Annotated in this window: 16 protein-coding genes; 3 read left to right on the forward strand and 13 right to left on the reverse strand. The window is 67.7% G+C overall.

The genetic code is table 11. The features are described 5' to 3' along the window. Positions 1-10: 10 nt before the first annotated feature. Entirely contained in the window at positions 11-631 is a 621-nt protein-coding gene (gene lolB / locus ACTJKF_RS27015) for a lipoprotein insertase outer membrane protein LolB (RefSeq protein WP_440627663.1), read from the reverse strand. Beyond that, complete coding sequence (locus tag ACTJKF_RS27020; protein ID WP_440627665.1) at positions 631-2,454, reverse strand: tetratricopeptide repeat protein; 1,824 nt, start codon at positions 2,452-2,454, stop codon at positions 631-633. The genes lolB and ACTJKF_RS27020 overlap by 1 nt, the downstream gene beginning before the upstream one ends. 86 nt (positions 2,455-2,540) lie before the next feature. Between ACTJKF_RS27020 and mutM the strand changes: the two genes are divergently transcribed. Both mutM and mutY read left to right on the forward strand, forming a co-directional pair. Next, positions 2,541-3,368, forward strand: coding sequence for a bifunctional DNA-formamidopyrimidine glycosylase/DNA-(apurinic or apyrimidinic site) lyase (gene mutM / locus ACTJKF_RS27025; RefSeq protein WP_006752632.1), 828 nt, complete (start codon positions 2,541-2,543; stop codon positions 3,366-3,368). Between the two features lie 37 nt (positions 3,369-3,405). Continuing rightward, complete coding sequence (gene mutY / locus ACTJKF_RS27030; RefSeq protein WP_440627667.1) at positions 3,406-4,512, forward strand: A/G-specific adenine glycosylase; 1,107 nt, start codon at positions 3,406-3,408, stop codon at positions 4,510-4,512. Between the two features lie 117 nt (positions 4,513-4,629). Here mutY and ACTJKF_RS27035 read toward each other — a convergent pair whose 3' ends face one another. The 11 genes from ACTJKF_RS27035 to kdsD form a co-directional block, all read right to left on the reverse strand. Next, complete coding sequence (locus tag ACTJKF_RS27035) at positions 4,630-5,265, reverse strand: LON peptidase substrate-binding domain-containing protein (RefSeq protein ID WP_440627669.1); 636 nt, start codon at positions 5,263-5,265, stop codon at positions 4,630-4,632. 28 nt (positions 5,266-5,293) lie between these two features. Continuing rightward, on the reverse strand, positions 5,294-6,202 hold the full coding sequence (rapZ, locus tag ACTJKF_RS27040) for an RNase adapter RapZ (protein WP_440627671.1): 909 nt from the start codon (positions 6,200-6,202) through the stop codon (positions 5,294-5,296). Positions 6,203-6,277: 75 nt separating this feature from the next. After that, the gene (gene hprK / locus ACTJKF_RS27045; RefSeq protein ID WP_006483133.1) at positions 6,278-7,246 is read right to left on the reverse strand and encodes an HPr(Ser) kinase/phosphatase; all 969 of its coding nucleotides are present in this window, start codon (positions 7,244-7,246) and stop codon (positions 6,278-6,280) included. Between the two features lie 129 nt (positions 7,247-7,375). Next, entirely contained in the window at positions 7,376-7,888 is a 513-nt protein-coding gene (locus ACTJKF_RS27050) for a PTS sugar transporter subunit IIA (RefSeq protein WP_057926672.1), read from the reverse strand. A gap of 196 nt (positions 7,889-8,084) precedes the next feature. After that, positions 8,085-8,444 carry a ribosome hibernation-promoting factor, HPF/YfiA family gene (hpf, locus tag ACTJKF_RS27055; protein WP_006477786.1) on the reverse strand — a complete coding sequence of 120 codons (360 nt, stop codon included), beginning with the start codon at positions 8,442-8,444 and terminating at the stop codon, positions 8,085-8,087. 159 nt (positions 8,445-8,603) lie between these two features. After that, a complete protein-coding gene (locus tag ACTJKF_RS27060; protein ID WP_440627674.1) occupies positions 8,604-10,109 on the reverse strand; it encodes an RNA polymerase factor sigma-54 in 1,506 nt (501 codons plus the stop codon). Positions 10,110-10,278: 169 nt separating this feature from the next. Further along, entirely contained in the window at positions 10,279-11,055 is a 777-nt protein-coding gene (gene lptB / locus ACTJKF_RS27065; RefSeq protein WP_440627676.1) for an LPS export ABC transporter ATP-binding protein, read from the reverse strand. Beyond that, positions 11,052-11,717 carry a lipopolysaccharide transport periplasmic protein LptA gene (lptA, locus tag ACTJKF_RS27070; RefSeq protein ID WP_440627678.1) on the reverse strand — a complete coding sequence of 222 codons (666 nt, stop codon included), beginning with the start codon at positions 11,715-11,717 and terminating at the stop codon, positions 11,052-11,054. Before lptA ends, lptB begins: the two co-directional genes overlap by 4 nt. 20 nt (positions 11,718-11,737) lie before the next feature. Next, positions 11,738-12,352, reverse strand: a complete 615-nt coding sequence (gene lptC, locus ACTJKF_RS27075; protein WP_440627680.1) for an LPS export ABC transporter periplasmic protein LptC — start codon at positions 12,350-12,352, stop codon at positions 11,738-11,740. Between the two features lie 3 nt (positions 12,353-12,355). Beyond that, entirely contained in the window at positions 12,356-12,892 is a 537-nt protein-coding gene (locus tag ACTJKF_RS27080; RefSeq protein ID WP_440627682.1) for a KdsC family phosphatase, read from the reverse strand. Next, on the reverse strand, positions 12,892-13,875 hold the full coding sequence (gene kdsD / locus ACTJKF_RS27085) for an arabinose 5-phosphate isomerase KdsD (protein WP_440627684.1): 984 nt from the start codon (positions 13,873-13,875) through the stop codon (positions 12,892-12,894). Before kdsD ends, ACTJKF_RS27080 begins: the two co-directional genes overlap by 1 nt. A 125-nt stretch (positions 13,876-14,000) precedes the next feature. Between kdsD and ACTJKF_RS27090 the strand changes: the two genes are divergently transcribed. Continuing rightward, positions 14,001-16,007 carry a cation:proton antiporter domain-containing protein gene (locus tag ACTJKF_RS27090; protein WP_440627686.1) on the forward strand — a complete coding sequence of 669 codons (2,007 nt, stop codon included), beginning with the start codon at positions 14,001-14,003 and terminating at the stop codon, positions 16,005-16,007. Positions 16,008-16,029: the final 22 nt, after the last annotated feature.

Here is a 16,029-nt window from a genome sequence, read left to right on the forward strand (position 1 = left end):
GTTCACGTGCTTACTGGTCCAGCACGAGCTTGATGTCGAGCGGCGGCGTCGCGCGCACGAGGTTGACGCGCTTGACGCCCGTGGCCGGTGCGTCCGCGTAGGCGAGGTAGTCGATGGTCCAGCCGTCCTGGCGGATCTGCTTCACGTGTGTCGCGTCGGCCGGATCGCGCACCGTCTGCGCGGGCGTCGCGGGCGCGGGCGTCGGCAGCAGCCAGTAGCGCAGGCCGGCCAGCGGCAGCGCGAAACCGAGCGTGTGCTGCATCAGCTCGCCGACGTCGGTCGCGTATTGCGGCTGGCGGTTCGGCAGTTCCAGCGATGCCGCTTGCGGCGTCGATTTCACGACCGCCAGCGTCTGGCCGAGCGGGCTGCGCAGCTCGAGCGACACTTCGTCGCCGTGCTCCTGCCAGTCGAAGTTGCCGTACACGTTTTGCTGCCGACCGAGGCGGTCGTTGTACTGCACCGCGAAACGGCCGTGATAGGCATGCGTCGCGGCCGTCTGCAGCACGGCGCCCGACGGTGCCTGCGCCGACGGCGGCGTGCTCGCGCAGCCGGCGAGCGCGAGCGCCGCGCCGAGCGCAGCCAGCGTGCGCGGCGCGCGGGAAGACAGGGAAAGCATCGGGAACATCTGCATCAGAGGCCGTTGACCTGGAAGCGCTTCAGCGTCTGTACGAGCGTGTCGTTGTCGGGCTCGAGCTTCTGCGCGGCACGCCACGCGGTGCGCGCATCGTCCTGCGCGCCGCTCTTCCACAGCACTTCACCGAGGTGCGCGCCGATCTCGGCGTTCGGCTGCAGCTCGTACGCGTGCCGCAGCACCTTCGCCGCGCCGGCCGTGTCGCCCATCCGGTACTTCACCCAGCCGAGGCTGTCCATGATGTACGCGTCGTTCGGCGCGAGCGACAGTGCCTTGTCGATCAGCTTGCTGGCCTCGGGCAGCCGCTGGTTGCGATCGGCCAGCGAATAACCGAGCGCGTTGTACGCCTGCGGATTGTCGGGCTGCGTGCGGATCAGCTCGCGCAGCTGGTTTTCCATCGTCGTGTAGTGACCGGTCTTTTCGGCGGCCATCGCGTAGTCGTAGCGCAGGTCGGGATCGTCCGGGAAATCCTGGACCGCCTGCCCGAGCCGTGCCTCGGCTTCCGGATAGCGCTTCGCGGTGAACAGGATCGACGCATCGGTGCGCGCGACCACGGCAGCATCGCGCGGATCGCTGATCGGCAAATCGTCGAGCACCTTGCGCGCCTCGTCGGTCTTGCCCTGTTTCTGCAGCAGCTGCGCGCGCGTGATCTGCGCGGGCAGGTAATGCTGGCTCGTCTGGTTGACCTTGTCGAGCCACTGCGATGCCTGCGCGTCATTGCCTTGCTCGATCGCGATCTGCGCGAGGTAGATGTAGCCCTGGCCGACGTCGAGGTTCGGCTGCTTGTCGCCGAGCTGCACGAACTGTTTCAGGTATGCGCTCGCATCGTCGAGCTTCTTCTGCTGGATCTTGATCAGCGCGAGCGCCATCAGCGGCGTCGGGTCCTTCGAGTCGAGCTTGCGCATCGTCTCGAACTGCTTCTGCGCGTCGTCGAGGCGATCGTCGGCGAGATACAGCTGCGACAGCGCGAGCCGCGCATCGCGCGACTTCGGATTCTGCTGAACATATTTCTCGAACGACGCGATGCCGGCCGCGCGCTCCGCGGGCCCCATCTGCGACAGCATCAGCGCCGCCGGCAGGTAGTCGGGGCGGATCTGCAGCGCCTGCTTCAGCGATTGCGCGGCGCCGTCCTTGTCGTCGACCGCGAGCTGCTGTCGCGCGATCGCGAGCTGCGCCTCGGGGCGATTCATGTCGTTCTTCAGCATGTCCTTCAGCACCGCGAGGCCGGCGACGCGGTCGGAACCACGCACCAGCAGCGCCTGCAGCGCGAGGATCGCGGGGCCGCGCGTTTCGCCGGTCGCGCGGGCCAGCTCGCGCGCGAGCAACGGCTGCGCGTCGGCCGGCTTGCCGGCGAGCACGAGCAGCGCGGCGTCGACCTGCGAGGCGCGGTTCGAATCGGGGGCGTACTGGCGCCACAGATTGGCCGCGGACAGCGCGTCGGCCGGGCTTTGCGCGCCGAGCGCGATCTCGGTTGCACGTTGCGCCATGCGCGGGTCGCGCGTGTCGCGGGCGAGCGCGAGGTAGGTCTGGTAGGCCGGCGCCGGCTGGTTGCGCTGGAGCGCGACCTCGGCGGCCAGGACCTGGTAGACGATCTGGCTCGTCAGCGGGACGCCCGGGAGATCCTTTTGCTCGTCCGGCATCACGTGCTCGAACGCGCCCTGCGGCTCCGCGTTGTCCGATGCCGGATCCTGCGCGTGAGCCGGGAAGGCGGTGAGGGTCCATGCGGCGAACAGCGCGGCGCCGAGCGCGCGGCGGACCGGGAAGGCACGCGCGCCGCACGCGGCGGCGGGGCGCTTCAGAAGCAGCTTCGAGGGCAGGGTCATGGAAATCCGTTCGATGTTTCAACCGATTGTAACGCGCTCGCTACAATACACGCACGATCGTGAATCCCGACACAGACCCGCAAAACATGCCAGAGTTGCCAGAAGTCGAAGTCACGCGCCGGGGCATCGAGCCCTTTGTCGCGGGCCGCCGCGTCGAGCGTGTCGACATCCGTACCGCGATGCTGCGCTGGCCCGTGCCGGCGGGCCTCGCCGAGCAATTGCGCGCGCGCGAGGTGCTCGCCGTCGAGCGCCGCGGCAAATATCTGCTGTTCGAGGTCGACGCGGGCTGGTTCATCGTCCATCTCGGGATGACGGGCACGCTGCGCGTGTTGCCCGCGGCCGGCGTGCCGGTCGCCGCGAAACACGACCACATCGACTGGATCTTCGACGAATTCGTGCTGCGGTTCCGCGATCCGCGCCGTTTCGGCGCCGTGTTGTGGCATCCGCGCGAAGCGGGCGACGTGCATGCGCATCCGCTGCTTGCGAGCCTCGGCGTCGAGCCGTTCTCGCCGGCGTTTACCGGCGCGCTGCTGCATGCGCGCACGCGCGGCCGCACGGTGTCGGTCAAGCAGGCGCTGCTCGCGGGCGACATGGTCGTCGGCGTCGGCAACATCTATGCGTCGGAAAGCCTGTTTCGCGCGGGCATCCGGCCGACGACCGCCGCCGGCAAGGTGTCTCTGCCGCGCTACGAGCGGCTGGCCGACGCGGTGCGCGCGACGCTCGCCGACGCGATCGAGCGCGGCGGCAGCACGTTGCGCGACTTTGTCGGCAGCAACGGCGAAAGCGGCTATTTCCAGCTCGACTGCTTCGTCTACGACCGTGCGGGCCTGCCTTGCCGAGTCTGCGGCACGCCGATTCGCCAGATCGTGCAGGGGCAGCGCTCGACCTATTTCTGTCCGACCTGCCAGCGTTGAACTGCGCGTTGAAACCTTTTTTCAAAGATTCGAACACTTGAAGCCGCCCCGCATCGCCCCCGCTCCGTTCCCCGTCACACCGCTGCACGGTACGTTCGCCACCCGCCTGATCGCGTGGCAGCGCGTGCACGGCCGCCACGACCTGCCGTGGCAGAACACCCGCGATCCGTACTGGATCTGGCTGTCGGAAATCATGCTGCAGCAGACGCAGGTGTCGACCGTCATCCCGTATTACATGCGCTTTCTCGAACGCTTCCCCGACGTCGCCGCGCTGGCGGCCGCGCCGGCCGACGACGTGATGGCGCTCTGGGCCGGGCTCGGCTACTACTCGCGCGCGCGCAATCTGCACCGCTGCGCGCAGGTCGTCGTCGCCGAGCATGGCGGCGTGTTCCCGTCGACGCCCGACGCGCTCGCCGAACTGCCGGGCATCGGCCGCTCGACGGCCGCGGCGATCGCGTCGTTCGCGTACGGTGCGCGCGCGACGATCCTCGACGGCAACGTGAAGCGCGTGCTCGCGCGGGTGTTCGGCGTCGAAGGCTTTCCGGGCGAGAAGCGGGTCGAGAACGACATGTGGGCGCTCGCCGAATCGCTGCTGCCGGACGCCGCGAACCCGGCCGACGTGAGCGCCTATACGCAGGGGCTGATGGATCTCGGTGCGACGCTGTGCGTGCGCGGCAAGCCCGATTGCGCGCGTTGTCCGTTCGCGGGCGACTGCGTCGCGCAATCGACCGGCCGGCAGCGCGAACTGCCGGCCGCGCGGCCGAAGAAGGCGGTGCCGACGCGCAAGACCTGGATGCTGGTGCTGCGCGACGGCGACGCCGTGCTGCTCGAGCGGCGTCCGCCGGCCGGGATCTGGGGCGGGCTGTGGTGCCTGCCGCAGGCGGACGGCGATGCCGCGCTGGCGGCGCTCGCACGCGGGTTCGGCGGCGGCGGCCCGGTGCCGCTCGCGCCGTTCACCCACACGTTCACGCATTTCAGGCTCGAGATCGAGCCGCGGCTGAGCGACATGACGAACGGCGGGCTGCCGCTCGCGCAGGCGCAGGATGCCGAGACGGCGTGGGTACCGCTGCGCGCGCTCGATGCGTACGGCGTGCCGGCGCCCGTGCGCAAGCTGCTCGATGCGTTGAGCGGGCCGCTGCTGTAACGAAAGGGGAAGGGGGCGGCGCGGGCCGCGCGCACGGAGGTGCCGGGTCGCCGCGGGTCATGCAGCCATCGGGCGAGGCCCGGCGGTACCGCTGCGACGTGACAAGTCGGCCGGCGCCTACAGCCATCCGTGCCGGTCGAGCACGTGGTGCACGGCGTCGATCCGCGCGCCGACGTCGGGAAACTCCATCAGCTTCTGCCGCGCGCGCAGGTCGAGCGGCAGCAGTTCCGCGAGGCGGTTCGACACCCAGGTCGGATCGTCGAGGCGGAACGGTTCGCCGAACGGCATCTTGCCGGGTTCGGATTTCTTCAGCGCCTCGATGATGCGCTCGAGCACCTCGGCGCACGAGCCGAATTGCGCGAGCGCCTGTTCGCCTTCGAGCGGGATGTCGTCGGGCAGCGGCTCCGCGATGCCGACCAGCAGCCCGTTGCCTTCGACGCGATACGACAGCAGTTCGAAACGCTGGGTGCCGATTGCCTGCAGGTACAACATCCCGAATTCGCCGGTGTCGCATTCGGTGATGCGCGCCATGCAGCCGATGGTCTCGGGCACCGACACGGCGCCGTCCTGGGCGACTTCGGGGCCGCTCTTCAAGAGGCACACGCCGAACGGCACGTCGTCGCGCAGGCAGGCGCGGGACATGTCGAGATAGCGCGCCTCGAATACCTTGAGCGGCAGCCAGCCACCGGGGAACAGCACCGTGTGCAGCGGAAACAGCGGCAGGTCGATCAGTGTGGTCGATAGGGTGGACATGGCGCGCCGGCGAGAGGGGCGGGTGTCGCTAAGGTCGGTCGACCTCGGTGACGAGCCGCGACGACGCGTCGACATCCACGGGCGCGTCACGATGCCGCACGATCACGTTCGCATCGTGCGCGAGGCGCGCGGCGAGCGTTTCCGCGATGAACACCGAGCGATGCTGACCGCCCGTGCAGCCGATGGCGACGGTCAGGTAGCTGCGGTTGTCTTCGCGAAAGTGCGGCAGCCATTTCATCAGGAACGCATGGATGTCGTCGATCATCTGGTGGACGATCGGCAGTGCGTCGAGAAAGGCGATGACCGGCTGGTCCAGCCCGGTGAGCGGGCGCAGCTCATGGTCGTAGTACGGATTCGGCAGCGCGCGCACGTCGAACATCAGGTCGGCATCGAGCGGCACGCCGCGCTTGAAGCCGAACGACTCGAACATCACCATCAGGTCGTTGTTCTTCTGCTCGATGAAGCGCTTGACCCAGGTGCGCAGCACGTTCGCGCGCAGCGTGCTCGTATCGATCTGGTGACCGAATTCGGCGAGCGGCGCGACCAGGTCGCGCTCGCGCTCGATCGCCTCCTCGAGCGACGACAGCAGCCCGACGTTCGCGTCGTGCGACGGCGAGCCGGACAGCGGGTGGCGCCGGCGCGTTTCGGAGAAGCGCTGGATCAGCGCCTGCGTGCTCGCGTTGAGGAACAGCACACGGACGTCGTGCTCGAGCGACAGCGCGCGGATCAGGCCGGGCATCTCGTCGAGCGACGCGCTCGACCGCGCATCGATCGCGACCGCGAGCCGGTGCTGGCCGCCGTCGGCAAGGTAGCGGGCGAGTTCGGGGAGCACGTGCGGCGGCAGGTTGTCGACGCAGTAGTAGCCTGCGTCTTCCAGCGCGTTCAGTGCGACGGACTTGCCTGAGCCGGAGATGCCGGTGATAAGGACGATGCGCATGGGAAGCAGAGAATCCTGACGTTTCATCATAGCACCGGCTCGACGCGTCGGCGCTGCGAGGCCGGCGCGGGGGCCTTACACGAGCTTGCCGGGGAATTGACTGTCGGGATCCTGCATCGCGAGTCGTTGCCGATCCATGAAATCGCGCAACGTGTCGATGCCGCGCAACTGCAGGATCGTGTTTCGCACGGCCGCCTCGACGAGCACCGCGAGGTTGCGGCCGGCCGCCACCTGGATCGTGACCTTGCTGATCGGCAAACCGAGCACGTCGACCGTCTGGCTTTCCAGCGGCAGCCGCTGGAATTCGCCGTCCGGGCGGCGTACGAGCTGGACGATCAGCTTCAGCTTCATTTTCCGGCGCACGGCCGTTTCGCCGAAGATCGTCTTGATGTCGAGCAGGCCAAGGCCGCGCACTTCGAGCAGGTTCTGCAGCAGCGGCGGGCAGCGGCCTTCGACGAAATCGGGGCCAAGTCGAACGAAGTCGACCGCGTCGTCGGCGACGAGGCCGTGGCCGCGGCTGATGAGTTCGAGGCCGAGTTCGCTCTTGCCGAGCCCGGAGTCGCCGGTAAGCAGCACGCCCATCCCGAGGATGTCGAGGAATACACCGTGCAGTGTCGCGCGCGGCGCGAGGATGCGCGACATGTAGAGCCGCAGGCTGTCGATCACCGCGGCGGCCGACATCGGCGTCGTGAACAGCGGTGTGGACGAGCGCGTGCAGCGCAGCACGAGTTCAGGCGGTGCGGCAGCGCCGCCGGCGACGACGAGGAACGGCGGTTCGAGCGCGATCAGCTCGGCCATGTGGCGCGAACGGTCTTCGTCGGTCTGCCGCTGGTAGTAGTCGATTTCGGCTTCGCCGAGCACCTGGATCCGGTTCGGGTGGATCAGGTTCAGGTGGCCGACGAGGTCGGCGCTCGACGTTGCGTTGCCGACGGTGTCGGCCGAAAAACCGCGCTCCCAGCCTTCATGCCCCGTCAGCCAGCTCAGCTTCAGCGTGGCCGCGTTGTCGTCGAAGATGCTCTGGGCGTTGATGCTGGACGTATCCATGACTCTCGTCACTCCAATGAGCCGGTGCATGCGCGCGGCGACGGGCGTCGCCATGCCGGACCGGCGCCGGGCGGCCCTGGACGGCGGCATGTGCCGCCTCGTTCGGGAAAATATTCTGCCCGGATCAACTCAAGGTTGCCACTGAGTGAGCAGGCGATGCAACTCGGCGAGATCCGTTTCGTTGTGCAGACGCTCACGCGCGTCGCGATCGGACAGCAGTTGCGCGATTTCCGACAGGATCTCGAGGTGCTGCTGGGTGGCTTGCTCGGGGACGAGCAGGAAAATCAGGAGACCGACCGGCTGGCCGTCGGGCGCTTCGAACGGGATCGCGTCGGCGAGCCGCACGAAGGCGGCGAGCGGGTGCTTGAGTCCCTTGATACGCCCGTGCGGAATCGCCACCCCTTCGCCGAGCCCGGTCGAGCCGAGGCGCTCGCGCGCGAACAGGTTGTCCGTGACGGTGCTGCGGGCGATGCCGTTCTGATTCTCGAAGATCAGCCCGGCTTGTTCGAAGACGCGTTTCTTGCTGGTGACGGAGAGGTCGATGACGACGTTCTCTATGGGCAGGATTTTGGCTAGGCGATTCATGTTGGCAGGCGATTGGGCGGCCTGGGGTCTCCTTGCGGCGGCAGACTGATTTTCCATGTTCGGCGATATCAAGGCGTTCGGCGTGGACGCCCTGCAACGCAGCGATCGCACCCGACGCCCCCCGGCGATAACCGGAACATTATAGAGCACAGCCGCGTGCGTGGCGCAGCATGGACGGACCGGTCGCACCGCGGCTGCGGAGACACAAAAAAAACGCCCGGCGAACCGGGCGGCGTGTGTGCTGCGGTGACCGTTATTGCGGCGGCAGTTCGATCTGGTCGATCGACGGCTGAAGCTTGATCGGGTCGTGCGCATGCGTCTGCAGACGCTCCATGTGCTTGACGACCTGGCGATCCAGCTTGTCGATCAGCAGATCGATCGCAGCATACAGGTTGCCGTTCGCGCTTTCGACGAAGATGTCCTTGCCCTTCAGGTGCAGGTTGATTTCCGCGCGCTGCTGCTTGTCCTTTTCCTTGTGATTGTCGACCGAGAGGATCACAGTGCCATCGATCACCTGATCGCTATGGCGTAGCACCCGGTCCAGCTTGGTGATCACGTATTCGCGAATTGCAGGCGTGACTTCGAGATGATGTCCACTGATCTTCAGGTTCATAGTGCTTCTCCAAGCGAGTGACCACCCGGCCGCATCGAGGCGGCGCTCCGGTCGACTTGCCCCAGCCGCACGTGGCGGCGGAATCGCGGACAGGTCGCCCGGCCTGTTCCCCGTATGCGCGGTGGCCGGAACACGCCTGCCGCCGGGCAGGCAGCAGGCTTAAAGAGACTTGCGCAGATTCACTGCCGGGATTTTGAGGGCTTCGCGATACTTGGCGACCGTGCGGCGCGCAACCACGAAACCCTGTTCTGCCAGCAGCTCGGCAATGCGGCTGTCCGAAAGTGGCGATTTTGGGTCTTCAGCTCCTATCAGTTGCTTGATCAGGGCTCGGATGGCGGTCGACGATGCGGCGCCTCCGGTGTCGGTCGAAACGTGTGATCCGAAGAAGTACTTAAATTCAAGCGTCCCGAACGGGGTCAGCATGTACTTGCCTGTTGTCACACGGCTGACAGTCGACTCGTGTAGGCCCAGCGTATCAGCTATTTCCCGCAAAACCAAGGGGCGCATGGCAATTTCACCGTGCGCAAAGAAATTCTTCTGACGCTCGACAATAGCCTGCGCGACACGCAGGATCGTGTCGAATCGCTGCTGAATATTCTTGATCAGCCAGCGCGCTTCCTGCAGCTGTTGCTTCAGCGATCCGGCCGATGGATCGCCGCGGCTGTTGCGCAGGATGTTCGCGTACAGGTTGTTGATCCGCAGCCGCGGCATCACTTCCGGATTGAGTTCCGCGAGCCAGCCCTGGCCGGCCTTCTTCACGATGATGTCGGGCACGACGTAGTCGGCCTCGGCCTTGCCGTAGGCCGCGCCGGGGAACGGCTCCAGCGAGCGGATCAGCGCGTGCGCGTCGCGCAGCGCGTCGTCGCTCGCCTTCAGGTGCTTGCGCAGCCGCGTGAAGTCGCGCGCGGCGAGCAGCTCGAGGTGCTGCGACACGATCTCGAGTGCGAGCGTGCGGGTGGGGGACGGATCGAGGCGCACCAGTTGCAGCTTCAGGCATTCGGACGCGGAGCGGGCCCCGACCCCGGCCGGGTCGAAACTGTGCAGCAGCGCGAGCGCGGCGTTCAGTTCGTCGCAGTCGATTTCCAGTTCGGCCGGCAGGTCGGCGAGCACTTCGTCGAGCGTGGCGGTCAGGTAACCGTCGTCGTCCAGCGATTCGATCAGGAACATCACGAGCGCGCGATCGCGCGGGCCGGCCTGCGTGACGCGCAATTGCGCGGACAGGTGGTCGCGCAGCGACGTCGCGGCTTCCTGCACCTGCAGCGGCGGGAGGTCGTCGTCGTCCGATGCGCCGCTCGAGCGGCCGAATTCGTCGAGATTCCACTGCGGGCCGTCGCCGGCGTCGCCCGAACCGTAGCCGTCGTATTCGTCGGCGCCGGCCGGCTCGTCGCGCTCGGCGCGATCGCTCGACTGGCTGCTGCCGTTCGACACGCCCGGTTCGGTATTCTGGCCGGGAGGCGTTTGCGCGATCAGCGATCCGTCCGCCGCGACACGCAGCGGGCTCGCGATCCATTCGTCGTCGTTCTCGAGCAGCGGATTCTGCGCGACGGCCATCGCGACTTCCTGCTGCAGTTCGAGCGTCGACAGCTGCAGGAGCCGGATCGACTGCTGCAGCTGGGGCGTCAGCGCCAGGTGTTGCGACAGGCGGAGTTGAAGGCTGGCTTTCATGGCAGAGAGGGAGTCATACCGGCAGTGTGCCACGACCCAGGCGCCTTGAGCCATCCGCGATTACGCGCGGCGCGGCGACCGGCCGCGGGCAGGGCGCCGTGCGGCGGGGCACGCGGGCGCGGCCCCGCTCGGCGATGCCGGGCGGGGTGCAACCAGCCAAACGGGGAAGTTACATGCGGAAGTGTTCGCCGAGGTACACGCGGCGCACGCTTTCGTTTTCGATGATTTCGCTCGGCGCGCCGGCGGCGAGCACCGAACCGTCGCTGATGATGTACGCGTGGTCGCAGATGCCGAGCGTTTCGCGGACGTTATGATCGGTAATCAACACGCCGATGTTGCGCTGCTTCAGGAACTTGACGATCTTCTGGATCTCGAGCACCGCGATCGGGTCGACGCCGGCGAACGGTTCGTCGAGCAGGATGAAGTTCGGGCTGGTCGCGAGCGCACGCGCGATTTCGACGCGACGGCGTTCGCCGCCCGACAGCGACAGCGCCGGGTTCTCGCGCAGGTGGCCGATCTGCAGCTCGTCGAGCAGCGCCTCGGTGCGCGACGCGATCGCGTCCTTCGACAGCCGCTTGCCGTCTTCGCCATGCTGCAGTTCGAGCACCGCGCGGATATTTTCCTCGACGGTCAGCTTGCGGAACACCGACGCTTCCTGCGGCAGGTACGACAGGCCGAGCGACGCGCGCTTGTGGATCGGCAGCAGGCTGATCGAGCTGCCGTTCAGCGAGATCTCGCCCGCATCCGTCGGCACGAGGCCGACGATCATGTAGAACGACGTCGTCTTGCCGGCGCCGTTCGGGCCGAGCAGGCCGACGACTTCGCCGCTCTTCACGTCGAGCGACACGTCCTTGACGACCGTGCGCGAGCCGTAGCGCTTCTTCAGGTTGCGGACGACGAGCGAGCTCGTCGTGCCGGCCGGCTGGCGATTCGGGAGCGCGCTCATTGGCCCGGTGCTCCCTGGATCGTGGTCGACGGCGACAGCTTCGCCGGCGCGCCGTTCAGCGGCCCGGGGCCGCCGTTCTTCGGCGACAGCATCGCGCGCACGCGGCCGTTCGGGTTGCCCGGCGCCGCGACGTCCTTGCCGCCCTTCGCGGTGTAGAAGTCGCGCTGGCCGTCGTACGTGATCACGCTGCCGTGCACGGTGTCGGCGATCGTCGACGTGCCCTGCAGGCGGCGCACGGTGGCGGCGGTCGTCAGCGTCGTCAGGTCCTGCTTGCCGTCGTAGTCGATGCGCTCGCCGTCGCCGTCGATGTACTCGTCGAGACCTTCGCGCTTCTGGCGGAACGTCGCGTGCTTCTTGCCGCTGCCGAACGAGGTGGCGTACTGATAGCCTTCGGGATCCTGGCGCACTTCGACGCGGTCGCCCTTGATGACGATCGTGCCCTTCGTGATCACGACGTTGCCGGTCGCGACCGTCACCTGCTTCAGGTCGTCATAGGTCAGGTTGTCCGCCTCCACGTTGATCGGCTTGTTCTGGTCGGCCTTCTCGGCATGGGCGAGCGGCGCCAGCCCGACGAGCGGGAGCGCCACGAGCGTCGCGGCGAGCGCGGCGCGGACGGCGCGCGCAGCGCCGCCGGAATTCTGTCGAGGGAACGGTTCGTTCATGCAGTCACGTGAGGGATGCATCACCTGGATTGACCTTTCGAGCCGCCGGACGTGTCCGCGGCGGCGATCGTGCCGCGCACGTTGCCGTAAAGCTCGATGACCCGGGTGACGTTGTTGTACTTCATGCCGTCGGTCGCGTTGACGAGCGACAGGCCGCGCTGAAGTTTAACCGGCTTTTCGGTCTGGATCACATCGTCATTGACGAAGATCCGGAAATGCTGGGAATCGGCCTGCATCTGCGGATCGCCGCCGCCGGCCACGCGCAGGATGCGCGCGTTGTCGTACAAGTCGACGATCGACACGTCGCCGTTGACCGTGCCGCGCAGCGCGGTGGTCGTCACGACCGGCTTGCCGGGCTGGAAGGCGCGCATGGCCGGATCGGTCAGGTCGCTGGTTTCGGTGTCTTCGTAATGGATCAGCTTCGCGGCCGTCAGCCGGTACTGGGTCGTGCCGGTCTGGTCGAGCTCGGTAACCGAGAAGTTGTCCGCGAAATAGTCGGGCGTATGGCGCTTCGGCTGCACGGTGCCTTCGCCGGGCGGCGGCAGCGTCGCCTGCAGCAGCCACCACGTGATGCCCGCGAGCGCGGCCACCGCGACGAGCGGCAGCAACTGGGTCCAGCGGAAATGCGTGTTCATCCGTCAGGCTCCGCAGGCGGCGGCGAGCAGCGCGTCGTAGCGGCGCTGCGCGCGCAGGATCGCGTCGCACGCTTCGCGCACCGCGCCGTGGCCGCCGCGGGCCTCGGCCACCCAGTGCGCGCGGGCGATCACTTCGGGGTGCGCGTTGGCCGGCGCGGTCGCGAAACCGCAGCGCAGCATCACCGGCAGATCGGGCCAGTCGTCGCCCATGTAGCCGCACGCGTCGGCCGTGATGCCGAGCGAGGCGATCAGGTCGGCGAACACGGCGAGCTTGTTCTCGACGCCCTGGAACAGGTGCGCGATCTTCATTTCCTTCGCACGCGCCGCGACGATGTCCGAGCGGCGACCGGTGATGATCGCGGTCGCGATGCCGGCCTCGCCGAGCAGCTTCACGCCGTGGCCGTCGAGCGAATTGAACGACTTCATCGCGTCGCCGGCCGCGGTAAACAGCAGGCCGCCGTCGGTCAGCACACCGTCGACGTCGAAAATCATCAGCTTTACACGGCTCGCGCGTTCGGCCGCAGTCAGCGCTGCGCTCATCAGATCACCTTCTTCGAAAACAGGTCGTGCATGTTCAGCGCGCCGATCAGCGCGCCATCGGCATCGACGACCAGCATCTGGTTGATCCGATGGCGCTCCATCAGTTCCACGGCCTCGACCGCGAGTTGCTCGGGGCCGATCGTGCGCGGCTCGCGCGTCATCACGTCGACGATCGGCAGCGTGCGGAAATCGCCGTCGCGTGCGAGCACGCGGCGCAGGTCGCCGTCGGTGAAGATGCCGGCGACGCGGCCGGCGGCATCGACCACGGCCGTCATGCCGAGGCGCTTCGCGGTGATCTGGAACAGCGCGTCCGACAGCGTCGCGTCGAGCCCGACGGACGGGACGTCGTCGCCCGAGCGCATCACGTCGCGCACGTAGGTGAGCAGGCGCCGGCCGAGCGCGCCGCCCGGGTGCGAGCGCGCGAAATCCTCGGAACCGAAGCCGCGCGCGTCGAGCACCGCGACGGCGAGCGCGTCGCCGAGCGCGAGCGCGGCGGTCGTGCTCGCGGTGGGCGCGAGGTTCAGCGGGCACGCTTCCTTCGACACCGCGGCGTTCAGGTTCACGTCGGCGAGTGTGCCGAGGCTCGATTCCGCACGACCCGTGATCGCGATCAGCTTCGCGCCGATCCGCTTGACGAGCGGCAGGATCGCGACGAGTTCTTCCGATTCGCCGGAGTAGGAAATGCCGATGAAGACGTCGTCCGGCGTGACCATGCCGAGGTCGCCGTGGCTGGCCTCGGCCGGGTGGACGAAGAAGGCCGGCGTGCCGGTGCTGGCCAGCGTGGCCGCGATCTTGCGGGCGATATGCCCCGATTTGCCGATGCCGGACACCACGACGCGGCCGCGGCAGCCGAGCAGCAGCGCAACGGCCTGGACGAAGTCGCCGTCGAGCTGGTCGCGCAGCGCGCGCACGGCGTCCGCCTCGATGTCGAGCACGTCGCGGGCGAGCGCGAGCGCCCGATCATCATTGATTTTCGCTATCATGCGCGGAGTATAGCAAAGGCGTTTGTTCGCCGCGCCGCGCCTTCGGACTCGTCCGAGGTTGCCGGTCCACCGCCACCACCCGCGCCCGCCTTGCCGTGGCCCCGACGAACGAGGACGCTTCGCCCGTGATTTCCCCGCTCGAAATGACCCTGCTGCTGCTGCTGGCCTCGGTGGTGGGCGTCGTCGTATTTCGCTCGTTGAACTTGCCGCCGATGCTCGGCTACCTGACCGTCGGCATCCTGGTCGGCCCGCACGCATTCGGCATCGCCGCGGACCTCGAACGCGCCGAGCACCTCGCGGAATTCGGCGTGGTATTCCTGATGTTCTCGATCGGCCTCGAGTTCTCGCTCGCGAAGCTGCGGGCGATGCAGCGGCTCGTGTTCGGGCTCGGGTTGTTGCAAGTCGTCGCGACGCTCGTGCTCGCGGTCGTGCTCGGTTTCCTGTTCGAGCACTGGGTGCACATCACGTGGCAGGGCAGCGTCGCGCTCGGCGGCGCGCTGGCGATGTCGTCGACCGCGATCGTGTCGAAGATGCTCGCCGAGCGGCTCGAGATCGAAACGGAGCACGGCCGCAACATCTTCGGCGTGCTGCTGTTCCAGGATCTCGCGGTGGTGCCGCTGTTGATCGTGATCGCCGCGTTCGGCGCCGAATCGTCGAAGGATCTCGCGATCACGCTCGGCTTCGCGGCGGTCAAGATCGTGATCGCGCTCGCGCTGCTGCTGATCGTCGGCCAGCGCTTCATGACGCGCTGGCTCAACGTCGTCGCGCGGCGCCGCTCGCAGGAACTGTTCGTGCTGAACCTGCTGCTCGTCACGCTCGGCGCCGCGTTCATCACGGACAAGTTCGGGCTGTCGCTCGCGCTCGGCGCGTTCATCGCCGGGATGCTGATCTCCGAGACGCCGTTCCGCCATCAGGTGGAAGAAGACATCAAGCCGTTTCGCGACGTGCTGCTCGGCCTGTTCTTCGTGACGACGGGCATGCTGCTCGATCCGCGCGTGATCTGGGAGCACCCGTTCCTCGTGCTCGGCTTCTTCGTCGGGCAGATCCTGTTCAAGGGGACCATGATCGCGGGGCTCGCACGGCTGTTCGGCGCGACGCCGGGCGTTGCGATGCGCACCGGCATCGGGCTCGCGCAGGCCGGCGAATTCGGCTTCGTGCTGGTGAACCTGATCCTCGACCGGCACCTCGTCGATTCGACGCTGCTGCAGGCGATCCTCGCGTCGATGCTGCTGTCGATGCTCGCCGCGCCGTTCCTGATCCAGAATGCCGACCGGATCGTGATGCGGCTGTCGTCGACGGAATGGATGCAGCAATCGCTGCAGATGACGCGGATCGCGACGCAAAGCCTCAAGCAGCGCGGCCACGTGATCATCTGCGGCTACGGTCGCGCGGGGCAGAACCTGGCGCGGATGCTCGAGCAGGAAGGTATTTCGTACGTCGCGCTGGACCTCGATCCCGATCGCGTGAGCGCGGCCGCGACGGCCGGCGAATCGGTCGTGTTCGGCGACGCGGCGCGCCGCGAGTCGCTGCTGGCCGCCGGTATTCATCGCGCGGCGGCCGTCGCGATCACGTATGCGAACACGCCGTCCGCGCTGCGCGTGCTGCACCACGTGCACGAACTGGAGCCGACGCTGCCGGCGATCGTGCGCACGGTCGACGACGCCGATCTCGAGAAGCTGCTCGCGGCCGGCGCGACCGAGGTGATTCCGGAAATCGTCGAGGGCAGCCTGATGCTCGCGTCGCACACGCTGGTGCTGGTCGGCGTGCCGATGCGCAAGGTCGTGCGGCGCGTCGAGGAAATGCGCGACGAGCGCTACAGCCTGCTGCGCGGCTATTTCCGCGGCGCGGACGACACGGACGACGACGATCACGAGCAGGTGCGGCTACAATCGGTGCCGGTCGACGCGCGCGCGGACGCGGTCGGGCGCTCGCTGGAGGAGCTCGGGCTGTATGCGCTCGGGCTGGAAGTCACGGCGATTCGCCGGCACGGGATTCGCGGCGTCGAACCCGACCCGCAGACCAAGCTGCGCGCGAGCGACATCGTCGTGCTGCGCGGATTGCCCGAGGCGCTCGCGCTCGCGGAGGAGCGGCTGTCGCGCCTGCGGCGCGAGCCGCCGGCCGCGGTCGCCTGAGTCGTCCTTCGATAACCTGACC

This window comes from Burkholderia sp. 22313 (assembly GCF_052045245.1).
Taxonomy (GTDB): domain Bacteria; phylum Pseudomonadota; class Gammaproteobacteria; order Burkholderiales; family Burkholderiaceae; genus Burkholderia.